This is a genomic window from Rhizobium sp. YS-1r (assembly GCF_000757525.1).
GTDB lineage: Bacteria > Pseudomonadota > Alphaproteobacteria > Rhizobiales > Rhizobiaceae > Neorhizobium > Neorhizobium petrolearium.
On record NZ_JPYQ01000047.1, the window covers coordinates 94287 to 114528 of the forward strand.

Annotated in this window: 20 protein-coding genes and 1 tRNA gene; 11 read left to right on the forward strand and 10 right to left on the reverse strand. The window is 62.7% G+C overall.

Going from position 1 to position 20242, the window contains the following annotated elements:
- Positions 1–127: 127 nt before the first annotated feature.
- The 4 genes from JL39_RS21970 to JL39_RS21985 are packed head-to-tail and all read right to left on the reverse strand — an operon-like array spanning position 128 to position 3829.
- Complete coding sequence (locus tag JL39_RS21970) at positions 128–1288, reverse strand: ABC transporter permease (RefSeq protein ID WP_037155881.1); 1161 nt, start codon at positions 1286–1288, stop codon at positions 128–130.
- The gene (locus tag JL39_RS21975) at positions 1285–2235 is read right to left on the reverse strand and encodes an ABC transporter ATP-binding protein (RefSeq protein ID WP_037156132.1); all 951 of its coding nucleotides are present in this window, start codon (positions 2233–2235) and stop codon (positions 1285–1287) included. The genes JL39_RS21970 and JL39_RS21975 overlap by 4 nt, the downstream gene beginning before the upstream one ends.
- A gap of 11 nt (positions 2236–2246) precedes the next feature.
- Positions 2247–3212: an HlyD family efflux transporter periplasmic adaptor subunit gene (locus JL39_RS21980; RefSeq protein WP_037155884.1), complete on the reverse strand. Its 966-nt coding sequence runs from the start codon at positions 3210–3212 to the stop codon at positions 2247–2249.
- The gene (locus JL39_RS21985; RefSeq protein ID WP_037155887.1) at positions 3209–3829 is read right to left on the reverse strand and encodes a TetR/AcrR family transcriptional regulator; all 621 of its coding nucleotides are present in this window, start codon (positions 3827–3829) and stop codon (positions 3209–3211) included. Before JL39_RS21985 ends, JL39_RS21980 begins: the two co-directional genes overlap by 4 nt.
- A gap of 171 nt (positions 3830–4000) precedes the next feature.
- On the opposite strand from JL39_RS21985, the gene JL39_RS21990 reads away from it, so the two are divergent.
- From JL39_RS21990 to JL39_RS22005, 4 genes are all read left to right on the forward strand, one after another.
- Complete coding sequence (locus JL39_RS21990) at positions 4001–5776, forward strand: ABC transporter ATP-binding protein/permease (protein ID WP_037155890.1); 1776 nt, start codon at positions 4001–4003, stop codon at positions 5774–5776.
- A 1-nt stretch (position 5777) separates the two neighbouring features.
- Entirely contained in the window at positions 5778–6497 is a 720-nt protein-coding gene (locus JL39_RS21995; protein WP_037155893.1) for a DUF1003 domain-containing protein, read from the forward strand.
- A gap of 66 nt (positions 6498–6563) precedes the next feature.
- Complete coding sequence (locus JL39_RS22000; RefSeq protein WP_037155896.1) at positions 6564–6818, forward strand: type II toxin-antitoxin system ParD family antitoxin; 255 nt, start codon at positions 6564–6566, stop codon at positions 6816–6818.
- The gene (locus JL39_RS22005) at positions 6818–7129 is read left to right on the forward strand and encodes a type II toxin-antitoxin system RelE/ParE family toxin (RefSeq protein ID WP_037155899.1); all 312 of its coding nucleotides are present in this window, start codon (positions 6818–6820) and stop codon (positions 7127–7129) included. The genes JL39_RS22000 and JL39_RS22005 overlap by 1 nt, the downstream gene beginning before the upstream one ends.
- Positions 7130–7138: 9 nt before the next feature.
- Here JL39_RS22005 and JL39_RS22010 read toward each other — a convergent pair whose 3' ends face one another.
- Positions 7139–7849 carry an alpha/beta hydrolase gene (locus JL39_RS22010; RefSeq protein WP_037155900.1) on the reverse strand — a complete coding sequence of 237 codons (711 nt, stop codon included), beginning with the start codon at positions 7847–7849 and terminating at the stop codon, positions 7139–7141.
- A gap of 96 nt (positions 7850–7945) precedes the next feature.
- Complete coding sequence (locus tag JL39_RS22015) at positions 7946–10021, reverse strand: ATP-dependent helicase (RefSeq protein ID WP_037155902.1); 2076 nt, start codon at positions 10019–10021, stop codon at positions 7946–7948.
- A 159-nt stretch (positions 10022–10180) separates the two neighbouring features.
- On the opposite strand from JL39_RS22015, the gene JL39_RS22020 reads away from it, so the two are divergent.
- The 4 genes from JL39_RS22020 (at position 10181) to JL39_RS31205 (ending at position 14127) form a co-directional block, all read left to right on the forward strand.
- Entirely contained in the window at positions 10181–11197 is a 1017-nt protein-coding gene (locus tag JL39_RS22020; RefSeq protein WP_037155904.1) for an iron ABC transporter substrate-binding protein, read from the forward strand.
- A 96-nt stretch (positions 11198–11293) separates the two neighbouring features.
- Positions 11294–12862: an iron ABC transporter permease gene (locus tag JL39_RS22025; RefSeq protein ID WP_037156133.1), complete on the forward strand. Its 1569-nt coding sequence runs from the start codon at positions 11294–11296 to the stop codon at positions 12860–12862.
- Positions 12859–13893 (forward strand): ABC transporter ATP-binding protein, encoded by a 1035-nt coding sequence (locus JL39_RS22030; RefSeq protein ID WP_037155906.1) that lies wholly within the window; start codon positions 12859–12861, stop codon positions 13891–13893. The genes JL39_RS22025 and JL39_RS22030 overlap by 4 nt, the downstream gene beginning before the upstream one ends.
- A gap of 60 nt (positions 13894–13953) precedes the next feature.
- Positions 13954–14127, forward strand: a complete 174-nt coding sequence (locus JL39_RS31205; RefSeq protein WP_037155909.1) for a DUF1328 domain-containing protein — start codon at positions 13954–13956, stop codon at positions 14125–14127.
- Between the two features lie 274 nt (positions 14128–14401).
- Here JL39_RS31205 and JL39_RS22040 read toward each other — a convergent pair whose 3' ends face one another.
- The gene (locus JL39_RS22040; RefSeq protein ID WP_244446941.1) at positions 14402–15328 is read right to left on the reverse strand and encodes a lytic transglycosylase domain-containing protein; all 927 of its coding nucleotides are present in this window, start codon (positions 15326–15328) and stop codon (positions 14402–14404) included.
- Positions 15329–15617: 289 nt separating this feature from the next.
- Between JL39_RS22040 and JL39_RS22045 the strand changes: the two genes are divergently transcribed.
- Positions 15618–16454, forward strand: coding sequence for a Hint domain-containing protein (locus JL39_RS22045; protein WP_037155911.1), 837 nt, complete (start codon positions 15618–15620; stop codon positions 16452–16454).
- A gap of 46 nt (positions 16455–16500) precedes the next feature.
- Here JL39_RS22045 and JL39_RS22050 read toward each other — a convergent pair.
- Both JL39_RS22050 and cpdR1 read right to left on the reverse strand, forming a co-directional pair.
- Positions 16501–16575, reverse strand: a tRNA-Val gene (locus JL39_RS22050).
- A 106-nt stretch (positions 16576–16681) separates the two neighbouring features.
- The gene (gene cpdR1, locus JL39_RS22055; protein ID WP_037155914.1) at positions 16682–17044 is read right to left on the reverse strand and encodes a response regulator CpdR1; all 363 of its coding nucleotides are present in this window, start codon (positions 17042–17044) and stop codon (positions 16682–16684) included.
- 186 nt (positions 17045–17230) lie between these two features.
- On the opposite strand from cpdR1, the gene JL39_RS22060 reads away from it, so the two are divergent.
- Together JL39_RS22060 and hisN are read left to right on the forward strand one after the other, a co-directional pair.
- Positions 17231–18118, forward strand: coding sequence for an N-formylglutamate amidohydrolase (locus tag JL39_RS22060; protein WP_037155917.1), 888 nt, complete (start codon positions 17231–17233; stop codon positions 18116–18118).
- Between the two features lie 326 nt (positions 18119–18444).
- Positions 18445–19221 (forward strand): histidinol-phosphatase, encoded by a 777-nt coding sequence (hisN, locus tag JL39_RS22065; RefSeq protein ID WP_037155920.1) that lies wholly within the window; start codon positions 18445–18447, stop codon positions 19219–19221.
- 9 nt (positions 19222–19230) lie between these two features.
- On the opposite strand, the gene JL39_RS22070 is transcribed toward hisN, so the two are convergent.
- Positions 19231–20220, reverse strand: a complete 990-nt coding sequence (locus JL39_RS22070; protein WP_037155923.1) for an alpha/beta hydrolase — start codon at positions 20218–20220, stop codon at positions 19231–19233.
- Positions 20221–20242 lie beyond the last annotated feature (22 nt).

Sequence of the window (20242 nt, forward strand, 5' to 3'; positions counted from 1 at the left end):
GCACGAAAATAATGCAAGGCGGATTTGAAGCTTGTCCTGTATCGGGAATTACAGGTGCTCGATGTAGAGCATAGCGCCCTGTAGCGGGCGGTGCTTACAACGATCCTGACGAAATGCGCGCCTCGCCTCAATCCAGCGTCCGGCGGAAGCGGGTGACGGCGATCGACATGGCGACGAGCATCAGGCCGGCAAGTGTTGCCGTGTCGTAGGCGAGCACACCGATATCGGCGCCCTTCAGCATGATGGCGCGCACGACCCTGATATAATGGGTGAGCGGCAGGGCCTCGCCGATCCACTGCGCCCATTGGGGCATGCCGGCGAAAGGGAACATGAAGCCCGAGAGCAATATGTTCGGCAGGAAGAACATCATCGCCATCTGCACGGCCTGCAACTGGTTCGTCGCGAGCGTCGAGAACGTATAGCCGATCGACAGGTTGGCGACGACGAAGAGCCCGGTAATCGCGGCGAGCGAGGCCGGATGGCCGACGATCGGCACGCGGAAGACGAGGATGCCGGCGGCGATGATGATCAGCGCCTGGATGAGGCCGATCAGCACGTAAGGGGTGATCTTGCCAAGCATGATCTCCACCGGCATGATCGGCATGGAGAGCAGGTTCTCCATCGTGCCGCGTTCGGTCTCGCGGGTCACCGAAAGGGCGGTGAAGATCAGAAGCGTCATCGTCAATATCGTGCCGAGCAGGCCGGGCACGATATTGAGCGTCGAGGAGCCGGCCGGGTTGTAGCGGCGGTGCTGGATGACCTTGAAGGCCGGTTTGGTGGGTTCCGAAAACTCGATCTGCCGGTCGTTGGCAAGTGCCGTGGTGATGATGCCGGACAGTGCGCCGAGCGCGGAGCTCGACGCGACCGGATCGGTGGCGTCGGCGGCGACGAGCAGGGCAGGGGTCTCGCCGCGGCGGAGCGCCCGCTCGAACCCTTCCGGGATTTCGACGACGAAGAGCGCGCGGCCGGATTCCAGCAGTTCGTCCATGTCCTCGGCGCGGGTGATGACGGTGCGGATCTGGAAGAAATCGGTGTTTTCAAGGGCGGCCAGGATCGAGCGGCCGACATCGGTATTCTCGCGCATCAGGACGGCGGTCGGCAGGTTGTGCGGCGTGGTGTTGATCGCGAAGCCGAACAGGAAAAGCTGCATGACCGGGATCATGATCATGGTGGCGAGCGTCACCCGGTCGCGGGTCATCTGGATGAATTCCTTGATCGTCATCGCCCAGAAGCGCCCGAAGGATATGCCGCCGTTGTTGTTCCTGGTCTCGTGTGAAGGCACCGTCATCTAAAATTGTCCTCCGAGCGGCGCATCAGGTCGATGAAGGCGTCTTCGAGCGTCGGTTCGTCCTTTTCCCATTTTAGATCGGCGCGGTTGCGGTAAGGCGCGATCGCCCGTTCGAGGGCTGCCTCGTCATGGCCGGCGACATGCAGGTTGGTGCCGAAGGGGGCGATCATGTCGATGCCCGGCAGCTTCTCCAGTTCCTGCTGGAGGCGGTGGACCTCCGGGCCGGACACCGTCCAGGTGGAAAGGCCGGTGGCGGCGATCACCTCGTCCACCGTGCCCTCGGCGAGAAGCTTGCCATAGGCGATATAGGCGATCTCGTGGCAGCGCTCCGCCTCGTCCATGTAATGGGTGGAGACCAGCACCGAGAGGCCTTCCGTCGCAAGGGCATGGATCTCGTTCCAGAAATCGCGGCGCGCCTGGGGATCGACGCCGGCGGTCGGCTCGTCGAGGAGAAGCAGGGCGGGTTCCGGCAATATGCAGGCGCCGAGCGCAAGCCGCTGTTTCCAGCCGCCGGACAGTTCACCGGCAAGCTGTTTTTCGCGGCCTTTCAGACCAAGACGCTCGATCGCGGCACTTGCCTTGCCGCGCGGGTCGGAGAGGCCGTAGACGCGGGCGACGAATTCCAGGTTCTCGCGGATCGAGAGATCCTGGTAGAGCGAGAATTTCTGCGTCATGTAGCCGACGCGGCGGCGGATGCGGTCGCTCTCGGTCAGGATGTCGAAGCCCAAACAGGTGCCGTCGCCGCTGTCGGGCGTGAGAAGCCCGCAGAGCATGCGGATCGTGGTGGTCTTGCCGGAACCGTTTGGGCCGAGGAAGCCGTGGATGCGCCCCTTCCTGACAGACATGGAGACATCGTCGACCACCTTGCGGCCGCCGAAGCTCTTGGTCAGGTGGTGGACGTCGATTACCGTTTCCGGGGCTTCGACGGTCACTGTCGGGTCCGTCATGGTTGCCTCGGTCATGGCCGGGCCCCGGCCGAGACATCCACCGGCAGGCCGGGCCGGAAGGATTTCGGATCGGCCGGTATCGCCTCGACGCGATAGACGAGCTTGGCGCGCTCCTCGAGGCTGTAGATTTCCGGCGGCGTGTATTCCGTCGTGCCGGAGATGAAGCTGATCTTCGCATCCGACGGTTCGCAGGCATCGCAGGCGACGCGGATCACCTGGCCGAGCGCAAGCCTTGCAATCTCGGTTTCCGGCACGAAGAAGCGGATGCGGACGTTTTCCGGCGGCAGGAGCGCGACGATGGGACGGCCGGATGGCGCGACCTCGCCGAGCCGGTAATAGAGGGTCTCGATGCTGCCGGCGGCCGGGGCCGCAACGGAGCGCTTGGCAAGCGCTGCCTCGGCCGAAGCGAGATCGGCCTTCGCGGCGGCGACGGCCTCGCGCGCCTGGCGAAGCTGCTCATCGCGGACAGGCAGGTTGGCGAGGGTGATCTCGCTTCGGACGCTGTCGAGCGAGGCGCGGTTGGCTGCTTCCGTGGCGATCGCCGTATCGAGGCTCGCCTGGGTTGCGGTGCCGCGCTCCACCAGGACGCGCGTGCGGTCGAGATCCTGTTTGGCGAGTTCCAGGCGGGCGGTAGCCTCGCGTTCGGAGGCACGCAGGACGTCGATCTCCTCGGGCCGTTTCTGGGCCGCTTCGGCCAGATCGAGTTCGGCCTGGGAGCGGGCAAGGGCAGCGCGGGCGGCGGCGACCGCCGCCTCCTCGCTCGACGCATCCAGCCTGAAGAGCGGTGCGCCGGCGGCAACGTCCTCACCCTCGGCGACATCGAGCGCCGTCAGGCGTCCGGCGCTTTCCGCGCCGATGAACAGCGTATCCGCCTCGACCCAGCCCTGATAGGCACGATCGCCGCTTTCGGCGAGCAGGAAAGGGAGCACTGCAAGCGCGGCTGCGGCGACGAGGGCGACGGCGAGGATGCGTTTCATTGTGCTGCCCTTTCCGGCAGGAAGAGCGTGTCGAGGAAAGTGTCGAAGAGTTTTTGCGTGTCGAGATGTTCGTAGCGCTCGAAGAGCGTCGACCAGATGATCGACATCAAAGCCGGCGCAATAACGAGCTGAGGCATTTCGGCGACCGCCGGATTGCGCAATTCGCCGCGCCGGGCGGCTCGGTGCAGGAGGATCCGCAGAACGCCGAGGCCCTTCGAAATGATCTCGCGGTGGTAGAATTCCGTCACGCCCGGGAACATCGGGCCTTCCGCCAGGACCAGCCGGAGGAGATGCCGCCGTTCGGTCTCGAGCACTTCGCGCCTGACGAGGGCGTAGAATATCGAAACGGCAAGCCGCGGCGGGATCGCCTCGTTCTGCACAAGCCCGTCGATCTCGCCAAGGATCGGCGAGGCGATGCCCGAAACAAGCTCGATGAACAGCGCTTCCTTGTCCGGGAAATGCAGGTAGACCGTGCCCTTGGCAATGCCGGCGCGGATCGCGACATCCTCCATTCGGGTGGCGGCAAAACCGCGTTCGGCAAACAGCGCGAAGGCAGCGCCCAGGATATCCGCCTTTCGCTGCTGCGGATCGCGCTTTTCTCTTTTCTTCGCTGCCATGTCGTCTCGACATATTTATGACTGACTGGACAGTCATTATCATGGATCACATCCGCATGCAAACAAAAGTCATTGGAGCAACGTCGGGAGAGGTAGCCATATCAATGAATGACTATGTTAAGCGTGTTAGGAAGTCACAAATATCGGCACTACGAAAAAGAGCGGCAAAGGATGACGGACAGTAAGGTGATGCTTCAAGCCTACGAGCTTCCCCTGGGCGGCCAACTCCGCATGATGGTCGGCGCTTTCTGGACAGCGCCGGTTCGCAATCGCGTTCTGGTGCTGACGGCGGCGCTGCTCATCGTGATCTTCGCGACCACCTACGCGACATATCGTCTGAACGAATGGAACGGGCCTTTCTACGATGCGCTGGAGCGTCGGGACATGCCCGAGTTCCTCAACCAGCTTGTGGTCTTCGCCGTCATCGCGCTCAGCCTGACGCTGCTGAACGTCATCCAGACCTGGCTGAACCAGATCACCGCGATGCGGATGCGCGAAGGATTGGCGCGGGATCTTTCCGATGTCTGGCTCGTGCCCGGCCGGGCGATGAAGCTCTCGAGGGCGGGCGCGATCGCGGCCAATCCCGACCAGCGGCTGCACGAGGATACGCGTATCCTCGCCGAAAACACGACGGCGCTGGCAATCGGGCTCGTCAATTCGACCATCCTGCTTGCAAGCTTCATCGGCGTGCTCTGGGCGATCTCGTCGGATTTCACGTTCCATTTCGGCGCAAGGACGGTCTTCATCCCCGGCTACATGGTCTGGGCAACCGTCTTTTACGCGCTCGTCGGATCATGGCTGAGCAACGTGGTGGGCGACCGGCTGCCGCGGCTCAACGCCGAGCGCTACGCCCGCGAAGCCGACCTGCGCGCCGCGCTGATGCGGGCCAACGAGAACATGAAGCCTATCTCGCTTGCGCGCGGGGAGGCGAACGAGCGCGAGAGGGTGCATCTGGCGATCGACAATGTGCTCGAAATGCTCCGGCAGGTCGCCTGGGCGCTGACCAATCTCACCTGGGTGTCCGCCGGCTTCGGCTGGCTGGCGCTCGTCGCGCCGATCATCATCGCATCGCCCATGTATTTTTCCGGCGATCTTTCCTTCGGCGGACTTATGATGGCGGTCGGCGCCTTCAACCAAGTCAATCAGGCGCTGAGATGGTATGTCAACAATTTCGGCGTCATCGCCGACTGGCGTGCGACGCTGACGCGCGTCTCCTCCTTTCGCAATGCGCTCCTGTCCATGGACGCGCCCGCGGCCGGGGAGAAGGTCATCACCTATCACGAGAACCCGACTGAAGGGGGGATCAGCGTCTGCGGGCTGAGCGTCTTCGCCAATCCCGATCTCGGCGGGCCGGGGAACGGCGTCCAGGTGCGGGAAGGCGAGTGCTTCATCGGGCAGGGCGAGCGGGTGATGATCAACGGGGACCCCGGAGCCGACCGGCACCTCTTCTTCCAGGCACTCGCGCATATATGGCCCTGGGGGCACGGTGAAATCGGCCTGCCGCCGGCTGGAAGCATGATCTTCGTGCCCCAGGAGGGCTATCTGCCGACGGCGAAGCTGCGCGATGTATTGACCTATCCGCACGGCCTGCCGGGCGCGGACGACGACATGCTGGCCGAAATGCTCGAAAGGGTGGGGCTGCGGCGCCTCGTCCACCGGCTGGACGACGTGGAGCGCTGGGACCGGCTGCTTGACAAGGACGAGGAAGTGTCGCTGCTGGTCGCCAATGCGGTCTTGCGCAAGCCGGACTGGCTCGTCATGGACGACGTGCTGGAAGGCCTGGAACCTCACACCAACGAACAGCTTCTGGCCGTGCTGGCCGACCTTACAGGCTCGACGCTGATCTATATCGGCCGCTCGGAAGATTTCCTCAAGAAATTCTCGCCGCGGCTCTTCCATCTGGCGCCGCTTGCGGCGCGCACAGAGATCAGGAATGTAGAGGCGTGACATGAACAGACATCCGGCATCGGCCAAGACGGGGCAGTGCATCGTCTGCGGCCGGACCTTTCCCAAGTGGAAGCTGCACAGGATCGGCTATCTGAGGCCGCATCTCTACGAAATGATCGCCGCGGAAGTGAAGGATTGCGCCGCCGAAAGCCTGATCTGTGACGAGGATCTCGGCCATTTCCGGCGCCGCTATGTGGAAAAGCTGCTGGACGAGGAGCGTGGCGAGCTTTCCCAACTCGACCGCCAGGTGCTCGACAGTTTCGAGAAGGGGGCTTCGACGGTGCAGGCCGGCGCCGTCATTTTCGACCGCAACCTCACCTTCGGCGAGCGGATCGCCGACAAGGTGGCCTCCTTCGGCGGCTCCTGGACCTTCATCCTGCTGTTCATCGCGGTCCTGCTGGCATGGATGGCGCTCAACATTTCCGGTCTGTTCGCCACCCCCTTCGATCCCTTTCCCTTCATTCTCCTGAACCTTGTGCTGTCATGCGTCGCGGCGCTGCAGGCGCCGGTGATCATGATGAGCCAGCGGCGGCAGGAAGAGAAGGACCGCCTGCGGGCCGAGAACGACTATATGATCAACCTGCGCGCCGAGCTCGAAATCCGCCAGCTCCACGAGAAGATCGACCACCAGATGGCCAAGCAATGGGAGCGGCTGGCCGAGCTGCAGCAGATCCAGATCGAGCTTCTGGAACTGCGCCAAGGCGGGCGGGAGCGGGAGTGACGGTTGTCATCTGTCTTGTCGGTTTTATCAAAAATTGATAAGATTAGATAGATAAGAGGTAATGTGATGCCATCCAGCTACAGTCTCGGCCCACATTATGAAGGCTTTGTGCGGGAACTCGTGGAAAGCGGCCGTTATGCCAGCGCCAGCGAAGTCGTGCGCGACAGCCTGCGCCTTCTGGAGGAACGTGAAGAGCAGCGCCAGGCGCGCCTCCAGGTTTTGCGCGAGGATATCCGCGCCGGAATTGAGAGCGGTGCAGGTATCCCTGCCGATGAGGTCTTCGACCGCCTTGAAGCGAAGTACGGCGGAAGCCGTTCCTGATGGCCGTCGCATTCTCGCCTGCCGCCGTGCAGGACCTGGAAGAGATCGGCGACTATATCCACACTGACAATCCTATTGCGGCCTACCACGTCATCGCGGAATTGCGTGTCCGCTGTAACCGGCTGGTCGATATGCCACGCATGGGAGTGCCACGGCCTGAACTGTGGGCGGGCCTGCGCGCATTTCCCTTTCGCCGCTATGTCGTCTTCTATACGGTCGAAGGCGAAGATGTCCGCATTGAACGCATCCTACACGGTGCTCGCGATATCGAGACTATTTTCGGCAAGGAGGATGAGCGTCCCGAGGGGTGAGCGTTTCGCTTACCCGATAAACTCGTGAATGATCCGGGCGACCTTGTCCGGCATTTCGAGCTGCAGCATGTGGCCGCTCGGCACTTCCATCGACATCCAGCCGGGATCGGCATTCAGGCGCTTGTAGATGCCGGAGAAGATCGCCGCCTGATCGATATTGGCCGAGACGTAGAGCCGTTTCGCGATGGTTTCGTGGGCGCCGGTCAGCCTGATTTTCTGGATCATGGTCGCGAAGGGATGCGGCGAGCGGCCAGTCATGTAATGCCTCAGATGCTCCGGCACGCGGGTCGCGTGGCGGGCCGGGGGCGGCACGGCGACGCCGCCGAGTTCGCCTGCCGCGGCGAGATTGGCAAGCGCGATTTCCGGGCCGAGAAGGTCGAGCGCCGACTGGCCGTCCGACGGCAGGAAGGCGTCGAGATAGATGAGGGTCCGGATGCGGCTTGAAAAACGGTCGGCGACGCCGGTGATCACCATGCCGCCATAGGAATGGCCGACGAGATCGAAATCATCGAGACCTTCCGCCTCGATAAGGCCGGCAACGTCGCCGATATGGGTGTCGAGATTGATCGCGCCGGAAAAGAGATGGATGCGCTCGCCAAGCCCCGTCAGGCTCGGCACGAAGACCTGATGGCCCATGCCCCGCAGAAGATCGGCGACCGGCGTCCAGCTCGCGCTCGATCCCCAGGCCCCCTGCACCAAGACTATCCTGCGGCCGGTCATTCGATCCCCTCCCTCGACATCCGAACGATGCCGGTTGTTTCCCATCGGGCATGATGCGAGTCAATGCGACAGGAGAGGGGACAAACGAGGATGAAATCAGCGCCACATGCCGCGCATGCGGGCGGTGACGTCGATGCGGACCTGGTGGCGGGCCTGGCGTTCGGCGTCCGACATGGGAGCGACCACCGGCCAGGACGTGGTCTCGAAGAATTGCAGGAGCGTTGCCGGAATGAAGCGGGTGCGCGCGGCATAGACGTGGCGGTCGCCCTGGGCGTTCTGTCCGTGGACGAAGAAGCGCTGCGGAGTGATGAGGTGGAGGTAATCCTTCGCCCGCGTCATGGCGACATAGAGGAGCCGGCGCTCCTCCTCGATTTCGGCAGTCGAGCCGACGCCGAGGTCGGAGGGAATGCAACCGTCGACACAGTTCAAGAGGAAAACCGAGCGCCATTCCTGGCCCTTGGCGGAATGGATGGTCGAGAGGATGAGATAGTCCTCGTCGAGCAGGGGCGTGCCGGATTCGGCACTGGTCGCATCCGGCGGGTCGAGCGTCAGCTCGGTCAGGAAACGTTCGCGCGACGTATAACCGCCGGCGATCTGCTCGAGCTGCAAAAGGTCGGCCTTGCGGGTTTCGGCATCCTCGTGGACGCGGTCGAGATGCGGCTCGTACCACAGCCGGGCAAGGCCGATCTCCGAAGGCCAGCCGGCAGTGCCCTGTTTCAGGGAGGCCAGCATGTCGACGAAGGCCGGCCAGTCGGCGCCCGAACGCGGCGGGGCGGGGATTTCCTGCAAAGCCGCGAGCGGCTCGGGATCGGCGGCGATGGCGTCGAGGATCTTTCCCGCCGTCTGCGGGCCGATGCCGGGGATGAGCTGCATCAGGCGGAAGCCGGCGACGCGGTCGCGCGGATTCTGGGCGAAGCGCAGCGTCGCCAGCATGTCCTTCACATGGGCGCTGTCCAGGAACTTCAGGCCGCCGAACTTCACGAAGGGGATGTTGCGGCGGGTAAGTTCCACCTCCAGCGGACCGGAATGATGCGAGGCGCGGAAAAGCACGGCCTGCTGTTTCAAGGTCATGCCGGTTTCGCGGTTTTCGAGGATCTTCTCGACGATGTAGTTCGCCTGTTCGGTCTCGTCTCGGACGGCAACGAGGCGCGGGCGCTCCTCCGATTGCCGTTCGGTCCAGAGGTTCTTGGTGAAGCGCTCGCGGGCAAGCTCGATGACGCCGTTGGCGGCGGCGAGGATGGTATTGGTCGAACGGTAGTTGCGGTCGAGGGTGACGATATCGGCGGGCGGATCGAAGGAGCCGGGGAAATCGAGGATGTTGCGGATCGTCGCTGCCCGGAAGGAATAGATCGACTGGGCGTCGTCGCCGACGACGGTCAAACCTCGGCCGCCGGGTTTCATCGCCATCAGGATCGACGACTGCAGCCGGTTGGTGTCCTGGTATTCGTCGACGAGGACATGGTCGAAGCGGCCGCCGACATCTTCCGCCAGCGCCGGTTCGCTCATCATCTGCGCCCAGTAGAGCAGGAGATCGTCGTAATCGAGGACGTTCTGGGCCTGCTTGGCCTCGACGTAAGATGCGAAGAGTTCCCGAAGCTGTTTTTCCCAGGCGGAGCACCAGGGGAAGTGCGCCTTCAGCACCTCGTCCAGTGGTGTCTCCGAATTGACCGCGCGGGAATAGATCGCCAGACAGGTGCCCTTGGTCGGGAAACGGCTTTCCGTCTTCGAGAAGCCGAGTTCGTGGCGCGTGAGATTCATCAGGTCGGCGGAATCCTCCCGATCGTGGATGGTGAAATCCGGATCGAGGCCGATCTGTTCGGCATACATGCGAAGGAGCCTTGCCCCGATGCCGTGGAAGGTGCCGGCCCAGGCGAGCGCATCGGTCATGATGCCGGCATTGGGTCCAAGCACCTGCGAACAGATGCGCTCGACGCGGCGGCCCATTTCTGATGCGGCGCGGCGGGAAAAGGTCATCAGCAGGATGCGGCGCGGATCGGCGCCGGAAACGATCAAATGCGCGACCCGGTGGGCGAGCGTGTTGGTCTTGCCGGAGCCCGCGCCGGCGATGACGAGCAGGGGGCCTGCCGGCCCGCCCTTCGGCACGTCCGATCCATGCTCCACCGCACGCCGCTGCGCGTCATTCAATTTTTCCAGATAGGCGACTGCTGGCATTCCTGCTTCCGGCGGGCTCGTTCCCGATGCGTTCGAAATAGCCATAGCTGATTCGCCTGGCCTCGCCCTCATTCACATATTTGGGAATGCGCCTTAACTTGACCGCTGTTCTCGTGTTTCGCTATGACAGCCCGCGTAAGTTCTCGCTTGGAGGCGACCTTGAAAACTTCTTCCCCCCTCTTTGCCGGCGCCGCGGCGCTTGCCCTCTCCGTCTTCGCACTGTCGACACCGGCTTCGGCACAGGTGGCCGACAGCATCACCATCTACAATGCCCAGCACGAGGGGCTGACGAAGGAATGGGTCGAAGCCTTCACAGAGGAGACCGGCATCGCGGTGACCGTGCGCAACGGCTCGGACCTCGAATTCGCCAACCAGATCGTCCAGGAAGGCGCCAATTCGCCGGCCGACGTGTTCCTCACCGAAAATTCGCCGGCCATGGCGCTGGTCGACGGCAAGGGGCTTTTCGCTCCGGTCGATCTGGCGACGCTCGAGCAGGTTCCGGAACAGTTCCGCCCGGCGGACGGCCACTGGATCGGCATTGCCGCCCGCTCCACCGTCTTTGCCTATGACAAGACGAAACTTTCCGAAGACAAATTGCCGAAATCCATGCTCGATCTCGCCAAGCCCGAATGGAAGGGCCGCTGGGCCGCATCTCCCTCGGGCGCCGATTTCCAGGCGATCGTCGGCGCGCTGCTGCAGCTCAAGGGCAAGGAGGCGACGGCGGACTGGCTCAAGGGCATGAAGGAGAACTTCACCGCCTATCGCGGCAATTCCACCGCGATGAGGGCCGTCAATGCCGGCCAGACCGAGGGCGCGCTGATCTACCACTATTACTATTTCGGCGACCAGGCGAAGACCGGTGAAAACTCGAAGAACGTCGCGCTGCATTATTTCAGGAACCAGGATCCGGGTGCATTCGTCTCCATCTCCGGCGGCGGCATCCTTGCCTCATCCAAGCACAAGGAACAGGCGCAGGCCTTCCTCAAATGGGTGACGGGCAAGGGCGGCCAGGCGGTGCTGCGCGACGGCACGTCCTTCGAATACGCGGTCGGCAAGGGTGAAGCGTCCAACAAGGCGCTCGTGCCGCTCGACGAATTGCAGGCGCCGAAGGTGGAGCCCTCGACACTCAACAATGCCAAGGTGACCGATATGATGACGGCGGCCGGCCTCCTCTGAGATGCGGCAATAAGTTTGCTCTAATACTCAGCAATAAGTGTTGCATGGAGACATCGCAGGGCTTACCTGCGATGTCTCATGTTTTTCGGGTCTTCCATGAGTTCCATCACTGACACCAGTGTTCCAGTCGCACCGCGCCGCCGCATGCCGGCGGCCTCGTCCTGGACATTGACCATCGCGGTCGCGGTGGCGGTGATGGCGCTCCTGCCGCTCGGTTTCGTGCTGTGGGCAACCGCCGTCACCGGTTGGGAAACGGCCGCGCTGCTCATCTTCCGCGGCCGGGTCGGTGAATTGATGGTCAACACCATCCTCCTGATTTTCTTCACTGTTCCGATCTGTACCGTGGTTGCTGTGTCGCTTGCCTGGCTGACCGAACGCAGCGACCTGCCGGGCGCACGTCTATGGTCCTGGCTCGCGGTGGCACCGCTTGCCGTGCCGGCCTTCGTGCATTCCTACGCCTGGATCGGCATGTGGCCGAGCCTTCACGGGCTTTTTGCCGGGGTGGCGATCTCGGTCGTCGCCTATTTCCCTTTCCTCTATTTGCCGCTTGCCGCCGCCTTCCGCCTGCTCGATCCGGCGCTGGAGGATCAGGCGGCCTCGCTGGGGCTTGCGCCCTTCGCCGTTTTCCGGCGCGTCGTGCTGCCGCAGCTTCGGCTGGCGCTTTGCGGCGGCATGCTTTTGATCGGCCTGCACCTGCTCGCCGAATACGGGCTTTTCGCGATGATCCGCTTCGACACGTTTACGACGGCGATCATAGACCAGTTCCAGTCGACCTATAACGGCACTGCCGCACATATGCTGGCGCTGGTGCTGGTTCTCTGCTGTTTCGTGCTGCTCGGCCTGGAAGCGGGCCTTCGCGGTTCCCGCCGTTATGCGCGGCTCGGGCCTGGCGTCGCGCGCCAACTGAAGATCATCCGGCTGGGCAAGTGGAAATATCCCTGCCTGCTGCTGCCGCTGACGGTCGCTGCCTTTTCGCTCGGCATTCCGGCTCTGACCATCGGCCGCTGGCTCATCGCCGGGGGCTCAAGCATCTGGCGGATGGACGAGGTCGGGCTTTCGCTCATCCAGACGCTCGCCATCTGCCTGATCGGCGGGCTTGCGACGACCGCTGCAGCCGTGCCGATCGCCTGGCTTTCGGTGCGCCGGCCGACCCGTGCGACCCGCTTCCTCGAAGGCTGCTACTATCTCGCGAGTTCCATGCCCGGCGTCGTCGTGGCGCTGGCACTCGTTACCGTCACCGTGCGCGTCATGCTGCCGCTCTACCAGACGGTGGCGACCATCGTGCTCGCGTATGTCGTGATGTTCCTGCCGCGGGCGCTGGTGAGCCTGAGGGCGAGCATCGCCCAGGTGCCCGTGGAGCTGGAGCAGGCGGCCGCCAGTCTCGGCCGCTCGCCCGGCAATGCGCTCTGGTCGACGACGGTCAGGCTCGCTGCCCCTGGCGCCGCCGCAGGCGTGGCGCTCGCCTCGCTCGGTATCATCAACGAACTGACGGCGACGCAGATGCTGGCGCCGAACGGCACACGCACGCTCGCCATGGCCTTCTTTGCACTGACGGGCGAGATCGACTATGCCGGTGCTGCCCCCTATGCTCTGCTGATGGTCATCTTTTCCATGCCGCTCATATGGCTTCTCCACTACCAGTCCAAGAAGATCGCCGGGCGATGACGCTTCTCCAACTCAATTCCCTGCGCAAACGATACGGCATGGTGGCCGCGCTCGACGGCATCGATCTTTCGGTCGCGGCCGGCAGCCGCACGGCGATCGTCGGACCGTCCGGTTGCGGCAAGACCACGCTGCTGCGCCTCGTCGCCGGCTTCGACCAGCCGGACGAAGGCATGATCGTGTTCGGCGGGCAACTGATGGCGGACGGTTCGGCCCAGGTGCCGGCGCACAAGCGCGGCATCGGCATCGTAGCGCAGGACGGCTGCCTCTTCCCGCATCTCACGGTAGCGCAAAACATCGGCTTCGGACTGAACGCGGAGCGGGCCATCAAGGAGGCGAAGGCGGCGGAACTGATGGGCATGGTGGGCCTTGACCGTGCCATGCTTTCCCGTCGGCCGGACCAGCTTTCCGGCGGCCAGCAGCAGCGCGTGGCGCTCGCCCGCGCGCTTGCCCGCAAGCCGAGGCTGATGCTGCTCGACGAACCGTTCTCGGCGCTCGACACGGGACTTCGCGCCGCCACCCGCAAGGCGGTGACGGAAGTGCTGACGGCGGCCGGCATCACCACGCTGCTCGTCACCCACGACCAGGGTGAGGCGCTCGCCTTCGCCGACCAGGTGGCGGTGATGCGGGCCGGGAAGTTCGCGCAGGTGGGCACTCCGCGCGAGGTCTATTCGAAGCCGGTCGATCCGGTGACCGCCGCCTTCCTCGGCGAGGCGATCGTGCTGCCGGCGGTGATCGGCGAAGGCCGCGCGGAAAGTCCGCTGGGCCTCCTGCCGGTCGACGATACGGCCTATCGGGGCAAGGCCGAGATCATGCTTCGGCCGGAGCAGATTTCGGTGACGCATGCGAGTGGCGAAGGAGCCCCGGGCACGATAGCGGAGATCAATTTCTGCGGAGCGACCTCGGATGTTCGGATCACGCTCGGTGGCGCAGAAGCGTTTTCCTTCCGCCTCGACATTCCGAGCCGCGAGGCGCTTTTTCCCGGGGATCGGGTGATGATCGGTGTCTCGGGGACAGCGCACGTTTTTCGATAGCCGGGAACCCTGGAACCTTCCTTCACGTTATGCGGCCATCAACAAGAAGGAACAAGTTCCATGCTGAAATGGGCTCTCATCTTCCTCGTCATCTCGCTGATCTCCGGTTTTCTCGGTTTTTCCGGCATCTCGGCGGCCACCGCAACGATTGCGAAATTTCTCTTCTTCCTCTTCCTCGTCATCTTCCTGGTATTCCTCGTGCTGGCGCTCATGGCCGGCGGCGCGGTGATGTGACGCCCTGGAAGAGGGATCTGCGGTAGCCCGCAAATCCAAGAGGCTTGCCGATCTCGGCTCCTTCTCGGTCTTCCATCTCCGAAAAGAAAAAGCCCTGCCGAAATTCGGACAGGGCAAGTTGGGGAAAACCCACCTCAGCAAGGCAGGTGCGTCGCGTTTGGCACATCTGATGTCGCTTCACGAGGTCAGTTCGCGGCGATTCGGTACGGTCGTGAAAGAAATTTGCAGCCCGGTCATCTATGGGGGCAGCTTTAGGCTGGCCGGGCTGCGCCGTTCAGTTCCTGAATGTGGTACACGGCACGCCCGCCGCCTTGATACGGGTGCAGAGTTCGGTCGCTTCGGCGCGGGTCGCCCTTCCGATCCTTGCCGCATATCTTGGCCGGTAGCCGAAGTTGCCGCCCTTCTGCCGGACGATCAGGGCGCGTTCGCTGCCAAGCGGCTCAGGAAGTTTACCAATCGCGCTGACAAAGAGCCGGCTTGCGACCGTGGGATCATAATGGGCCGAAAGCTGAACACCCCAGGGGGCCCAGTCGGCAGAGCCGATCAGGACAGGCTCCTGCAGGCGCCGCGTCTCGGCGAGTTCGACGCAGCCTTCCATGAAAGACTTGTCCGCATCGAGGGGAGGGGCGGCGGTTTCAGGCGGCTTGTCCCTCCAGGTCTCGACGGTATGTCCCGTGATGGCGAATACATAGTCCCGGGTTTCGATCGGCAGACGGTCGGCCTTCAGGAAAGTCTGGAGGCCAGCTTCGCCGGCATTGTAGGCCGCTGCCGCGAGGCCGAGATTGCCAAAACGGTCACGCAGCTCACTCAGATAACGGGAGGATGCAGCGAGAGCCTCGATGACATCAAAGCTGTTCGCAAGCCCGCGGAGCTTCGCGGTCCCCGGCATGAACTGGGCGATGCCCTCCGCACCTTTCGGGCTCACGGCTTCGGCGCGGAACAGGCTTTCCCGCCAGATAAGGCGCGCGAAGAATTGCGGCGGCACAGCGTTGGCGCGTGCGACATGCTCCATTACCCGGCACAGATCGCGATCATAGCTTTCTCGCCCGATGCAGAGCGCCTGGCCATCCTCCTTTGCGGAACGTTCATAGAGGCAGGCTTTGGACGCAGCCTCCTCGTCCGCAGTCAGACCGATCGAGGGAAAGGTCGCCGCCGCGGGCAAGGCCAGCATTGCCATGAGGAGATGATGGATTGCCTTCACCGCAAGCTCACCCCATGGCAAGGCAGGTGGCGGTTATCGTCGCTTGACGACGCGGCTGAAGAAAGGGCTTTCATGCCGGCGATGATAGCACACCGCAACGGTCCGCAGATTGCCGGCGGTAACGGCATGCTCGAACTCCCGCGAGTCTGTTTCCGGCCTGTGCCGATCCTAATACTTTTGCGGTATGGTCGTAATCGTTTGTCTGCAATTCATCCACCAAGATGGAAATTCTCCCTAACGACAAGCGCGCGCAAGATAGCTGCATAACGGGCTGTAAGGGAGAATGACGATGACCGGTAAAGATCCTTCGGAGATCGACAGTGCGCGACGACATTTGCTGGGCCTGACCGCTGCGACGACCGCCAGGATCGTGGCAATGGGGTCGCTCGCCGGCACGATCATTTCTTCATCTTCGGCCGAAGCCGGTGGAAGGGCATGGTGGAAAAAAGGGGGGGACAAGCCGGGCAAAGGCCCTGGAAAGAACCCCATGTGCCTGCTGCGCGGCACCTCGATCATGACACCGAAAGGTGAAGTCCCTGTCGAGGCGCTTCGCATCGGCGACCTGGTCGAAACGATTGGCGGCACGGCACTGCCGATCAAATGGATCGGCCTTCAAACCTACAAATGCAGGGGTCCGACCTGGAATATGGACGTGGTGCCGATTCGCATATCGCCATCCGCCCTGGATGAAGGTACGCCAAAACGGAAGCTCTATCTCTCCCCCGGCCACTCTCTCTACATCGATGGTGTTCTCATCCGGGCCAAGGATCTCGTCAACGGGACCACGATTATGCCCGAACTGCCCGCGGACAGCCGCGCCATCGAGTATTTCCAGATCCTGCTGGACGCTCACCAAGTCATCCTGGCCGAAGGGGCTCCCGTCGAGAGTTTCCAGCTCAATGCAGACAATTATGAGGGCTTTACGAACTTCGCCGAGTTCGCGCGTCTCTATCCGGCAGACGTCAACCTCACCATGAGCCCCTATGCGCCGATCGTCGGCTATGGTGGCCGCGAGCACCTGAAGGCGCTTTTGCGGTTGGCCTCGGCGGGGTTCATTCGAGCACGGACGCCAACGCGGGACGCCCACGTGAGACTTGCCGCCCGGGGTGAAAGAATCGCCTGTTGATCAGGACGGACGGGATCGGGAATCCACGTCTAAAAGGAGATCGGAATGGTGGGCGTGACAAGGATCGAACTTGTGACCCCTACGATGTCAACGTAGTGCTCTCCCGCTGAGCTACACGCCCATCCGATGGCGGCGCATAGACCATAGACTGGTCGGGCCGTCAACTGGTTTTTGAAACGAAATGCGAAGGTTTTTTGAAGGCTCCGCATTTCCGGACTTTTCGCGGCTCAAGCGGCGAGCAGCTTGTTCACTTCATCCACAAGATCGCGCAGGTGGAAGGGCTTGGAGAGGACCTTGGCGTCCTTCGGCGCCTTGGAATCGGAGTTGAGCGCGACCGCCGCAAACCCGGTGATGAACATCACCTTCAGGTCCGGGTCGAGTTCTGTCGCGCGGCGGGCAAGTTCGATTCCGTCCATTTCGGGCATCACGATATCGGTCAGGAGCAGCGAGAAAGGTTCCTCGCGCAGCCGGTCGTAGGCGCTTGCGCCATTGTCGAAGGAAGCCACCTTGTAGCCCGCCTTTTCGAGCGCCTTCACCAGGAAGCGGCGCATATCGTTATCGTCTTCGGCGAGAAGGATTTTCTGATTCATCTCCGGGGACCGTATCCAATGCAGATTTCAAAGAGTTTGAGAGACCTATTACACTGCCAAGACGCGGTAAACATCCGTTTAATGGAGGTGGAAGAGGAGGGTGGCGAGGTATAGATAGTATGGACTTCGCGCCGGGCAACTGGCAACATGGGTTTCCGAACAAGTTCGTGACATGGTAAAGGCAGGATGGATTGCAGCGCGGGTGATTTTGAGCATTTCGAAGTAAGGGAGCCCGCAACGCAGACCATCCCCTTCGTTTTCAATTCGCCGCATAGCGGCCGGCTCTATCCGCCTGCCTTCCTGGCTCAGGCCAATCTCGATGCGTTGTCGATCCGCCGTTCCGCAGATCATTATGTCGACGAGCTGTTTGCAGATGCACCGGAGCTTGGCGCGCCATTGCTGCTCGCCCATTTTCCGCGCGCCTATCTGGACGTCAACCGCGAGCCTTATGAACTCGATCCGCGCATGTTCGACGGGCCGTTGCCGCCTTTCGTCAATATCGGTTCGATGCGTGTCGCGGGTGGTCTCGGCACGATCCCGCGCATCGTTGCCGAAAACATGGAAATCTATCGCCGCCGCCTGTCCGTCGAAGAGGGTATGTCCCGCGTCGAGGCGATCTACAAACCTTATCATGCCTGCCTCAGAAAGCTGATCGCCCGTACCCACGCCCGTTTCGGGCTCGCCATCCTCATCGATTGCCATTCCATGCCCGGCAATATCCGGCTCTCCGGCTCCGACGTGCGGCCGGACTTCATCATCGGCGACCGATATGGCACCAGCGCATCGGCCGAGCTTTCGCGCGCTGCACTGCATTTCCTGGGCGAGATGGGTTTTTCGGCCGTGCGCAACAAACCTTATGCCGGCGGCTTCATCACCGAGCATTACGGAAGGCCGGTCAGGGGGCTGCACGCCCTGCAGATCGAGGTCAACCGGGCGCTCTATGTGGACGAAGTAACACTCGCCAAGAAGCCGGAATTCCCGGCGATTGCTGCAGCCCTTTCCACCTTCATGCGGCAGATGGCCGATTTCGTCGTCGATTTCGCCGGCGGCAACAGCGCGCTCGCCGCGGAGTAAATTCCGGGCTTCCAGAGGTTCACTGAATGTATTTTTCTGCCGATCCCCGATCGGCGGGCAAAAAAAACCGCGCTTTGGAGCGCGGCTAAGTCTAGGGAGGAAACACCCAAGGAGGGTATTTACAGTCAAAGACTGTATGACAACGCTAGTAGTGCGCTGCACAAATGTCAAGCAACTTTTTTAGTTGATTAAATTTGCGTCATTTTTGGGCGAAGTGGTGAGATTTGCGGCAGGGCTTCGCGCCGTCTTCGGCGATGGTCGATGAAACCGGTTTCCAGTTGCGGGAAACGTGATTAGAAGAAGCATCCATCCATCGAGGGGTTTCCATGCTTCCGGACCGCAACTTCTTCTACGAGCTTGCCGATGCCGCCAGGGCGGAGACGCTGCCACGCTTCCGCACCGGCGCCTATGTGACGAACAAGCTGGAGGGCGGGTTCGATCCCGTGACGGAGGGCGATCGCGCAGCCGAAACCGCGATTCGCACGCTGATTACGGAAAAGTTCCCGGAGCACGGCATTCTCGGCGAGGAGCATGAGAATATAGGTCTCGATCGCGAGCATATCTGGGTGATCGATCCGATCGACGGCACGCGCGCCTTCATTTCCGGCCTGCCGGTCTGGGGCACGCTGATCGGCTTCCAGTCGAACGGTCGCGCCAGGATGGGCCTCGTCGACCAGCCCTTCACCGGCGAGCGCTATTTCGCCGACGGTACACGTTCCTGGTATCGCGGGCCTGACGGCGAGCGGCAGATTTTTACACGCGACTGCAAAACGCTGAGCGATGCGATTCTCTTCACCACGTCGCCCCATCTTTTCGTGGGCGGAGAGATGGAAAAATACCGGATGGTCGAAAGCAGGGCGCGGCTCTTCCGCTACGGCTGCGATTGCTATGCCTACGCGCTGCTTGCCGCGGGCCACGTGGACATCGTCGTCGAGAACGGGCTGAAGCCCTACGACGTCGGGGCGCTCATCCCGCTCATCGAGCAGGCCGGCGGCGTCATCACCACCTGGGAAGGTGGGCGGCCGGAAGGTGGCGGCAGCATCGTCGCCGCCGGCAGCAAGGCCGTTCATGAAGAGGCGCTGGCGCTGCTTTCGGGAAGGTGACGAGAGGAATCAGGCGGCGGTTTCGGACAGGCCGAAGCCGCCGTCCAGACCCGGCATGAAGGCTTCGATTGCGGCCAGCCCCTGCGCCCGATAGATATCCCTGTCGTGAAAGAGCTCGTGGCGCGCCCCGTTGACGGTAATGAGTTGGGCGGCCCGGAATTTCCTCGACAGTTCCTCCTGCGCCCGGTAGGGCACGACGCCATCGAGCATGGGGGCGAGGATCAACGTCGGAATGGTGATCCGGGTCAGATGCGCCTGGTTCGATACACGGCGGGCGGCCTTGAAGGTCTCATGCAGCCAGCGGGCCGTCGGCGCGCCGACCGTCAGCTCCGGATGAGCTGCAATGATTTCCGCGTTGCGATGGAAGCGGGCGATGTCGGAAGTGAGCGGGTTGCCCTCGAAGGGGCGGCGGCTCTGGTCCGTACCCATCGAGATGCGGCCGAGTGCGGTCCAGGAGGCGAGGCCGGCGAGCGTGCGGATCGCGCCTTGCGGTGCGCCCTGGCCCGAAAGCGCGATATAGGGCGCCGAAAGCGCCATACGATGAATGCGGGTCGACAGCCGCGGGGCGGCCGAGAGTGCGATCAGCGCGCCGGTGGAATGGCCGACCAGAAAGAAGGGCAGGCGGGCATCCGGCAGAACGATCTGCTCGAGGAAGATTTCGAGATCCCGTTCGTAATCGGAAAAGCGGCGCACATGGCCCTTGCGCGGGTTCTTCGTCAAACGATCCGAGCCGCCCTGGCCGCGCAGGTCGAACGTGGCGACCCATAGGCCCATCGCATTCAGGTCGCGGATCGTCTCGAAATACTTTTCGATGAATTCGTTACGGCCCTGCATGACGACGACCGTGCCGACCGCCGGCGAAATCTCGGAGCGGAAGAGGCCGTAACGCAGTTTTGTGCCGCGATGGCCGGTGAAATAACCGGCCGTATAGTTCAACGGCGCCGGATTGGCCGGGGTGTGGTGGAGGACGTCGTTGGCGGAGGCTTCTGCTTCTGTCATGCCGGTAAGCGATAGGCGCGGG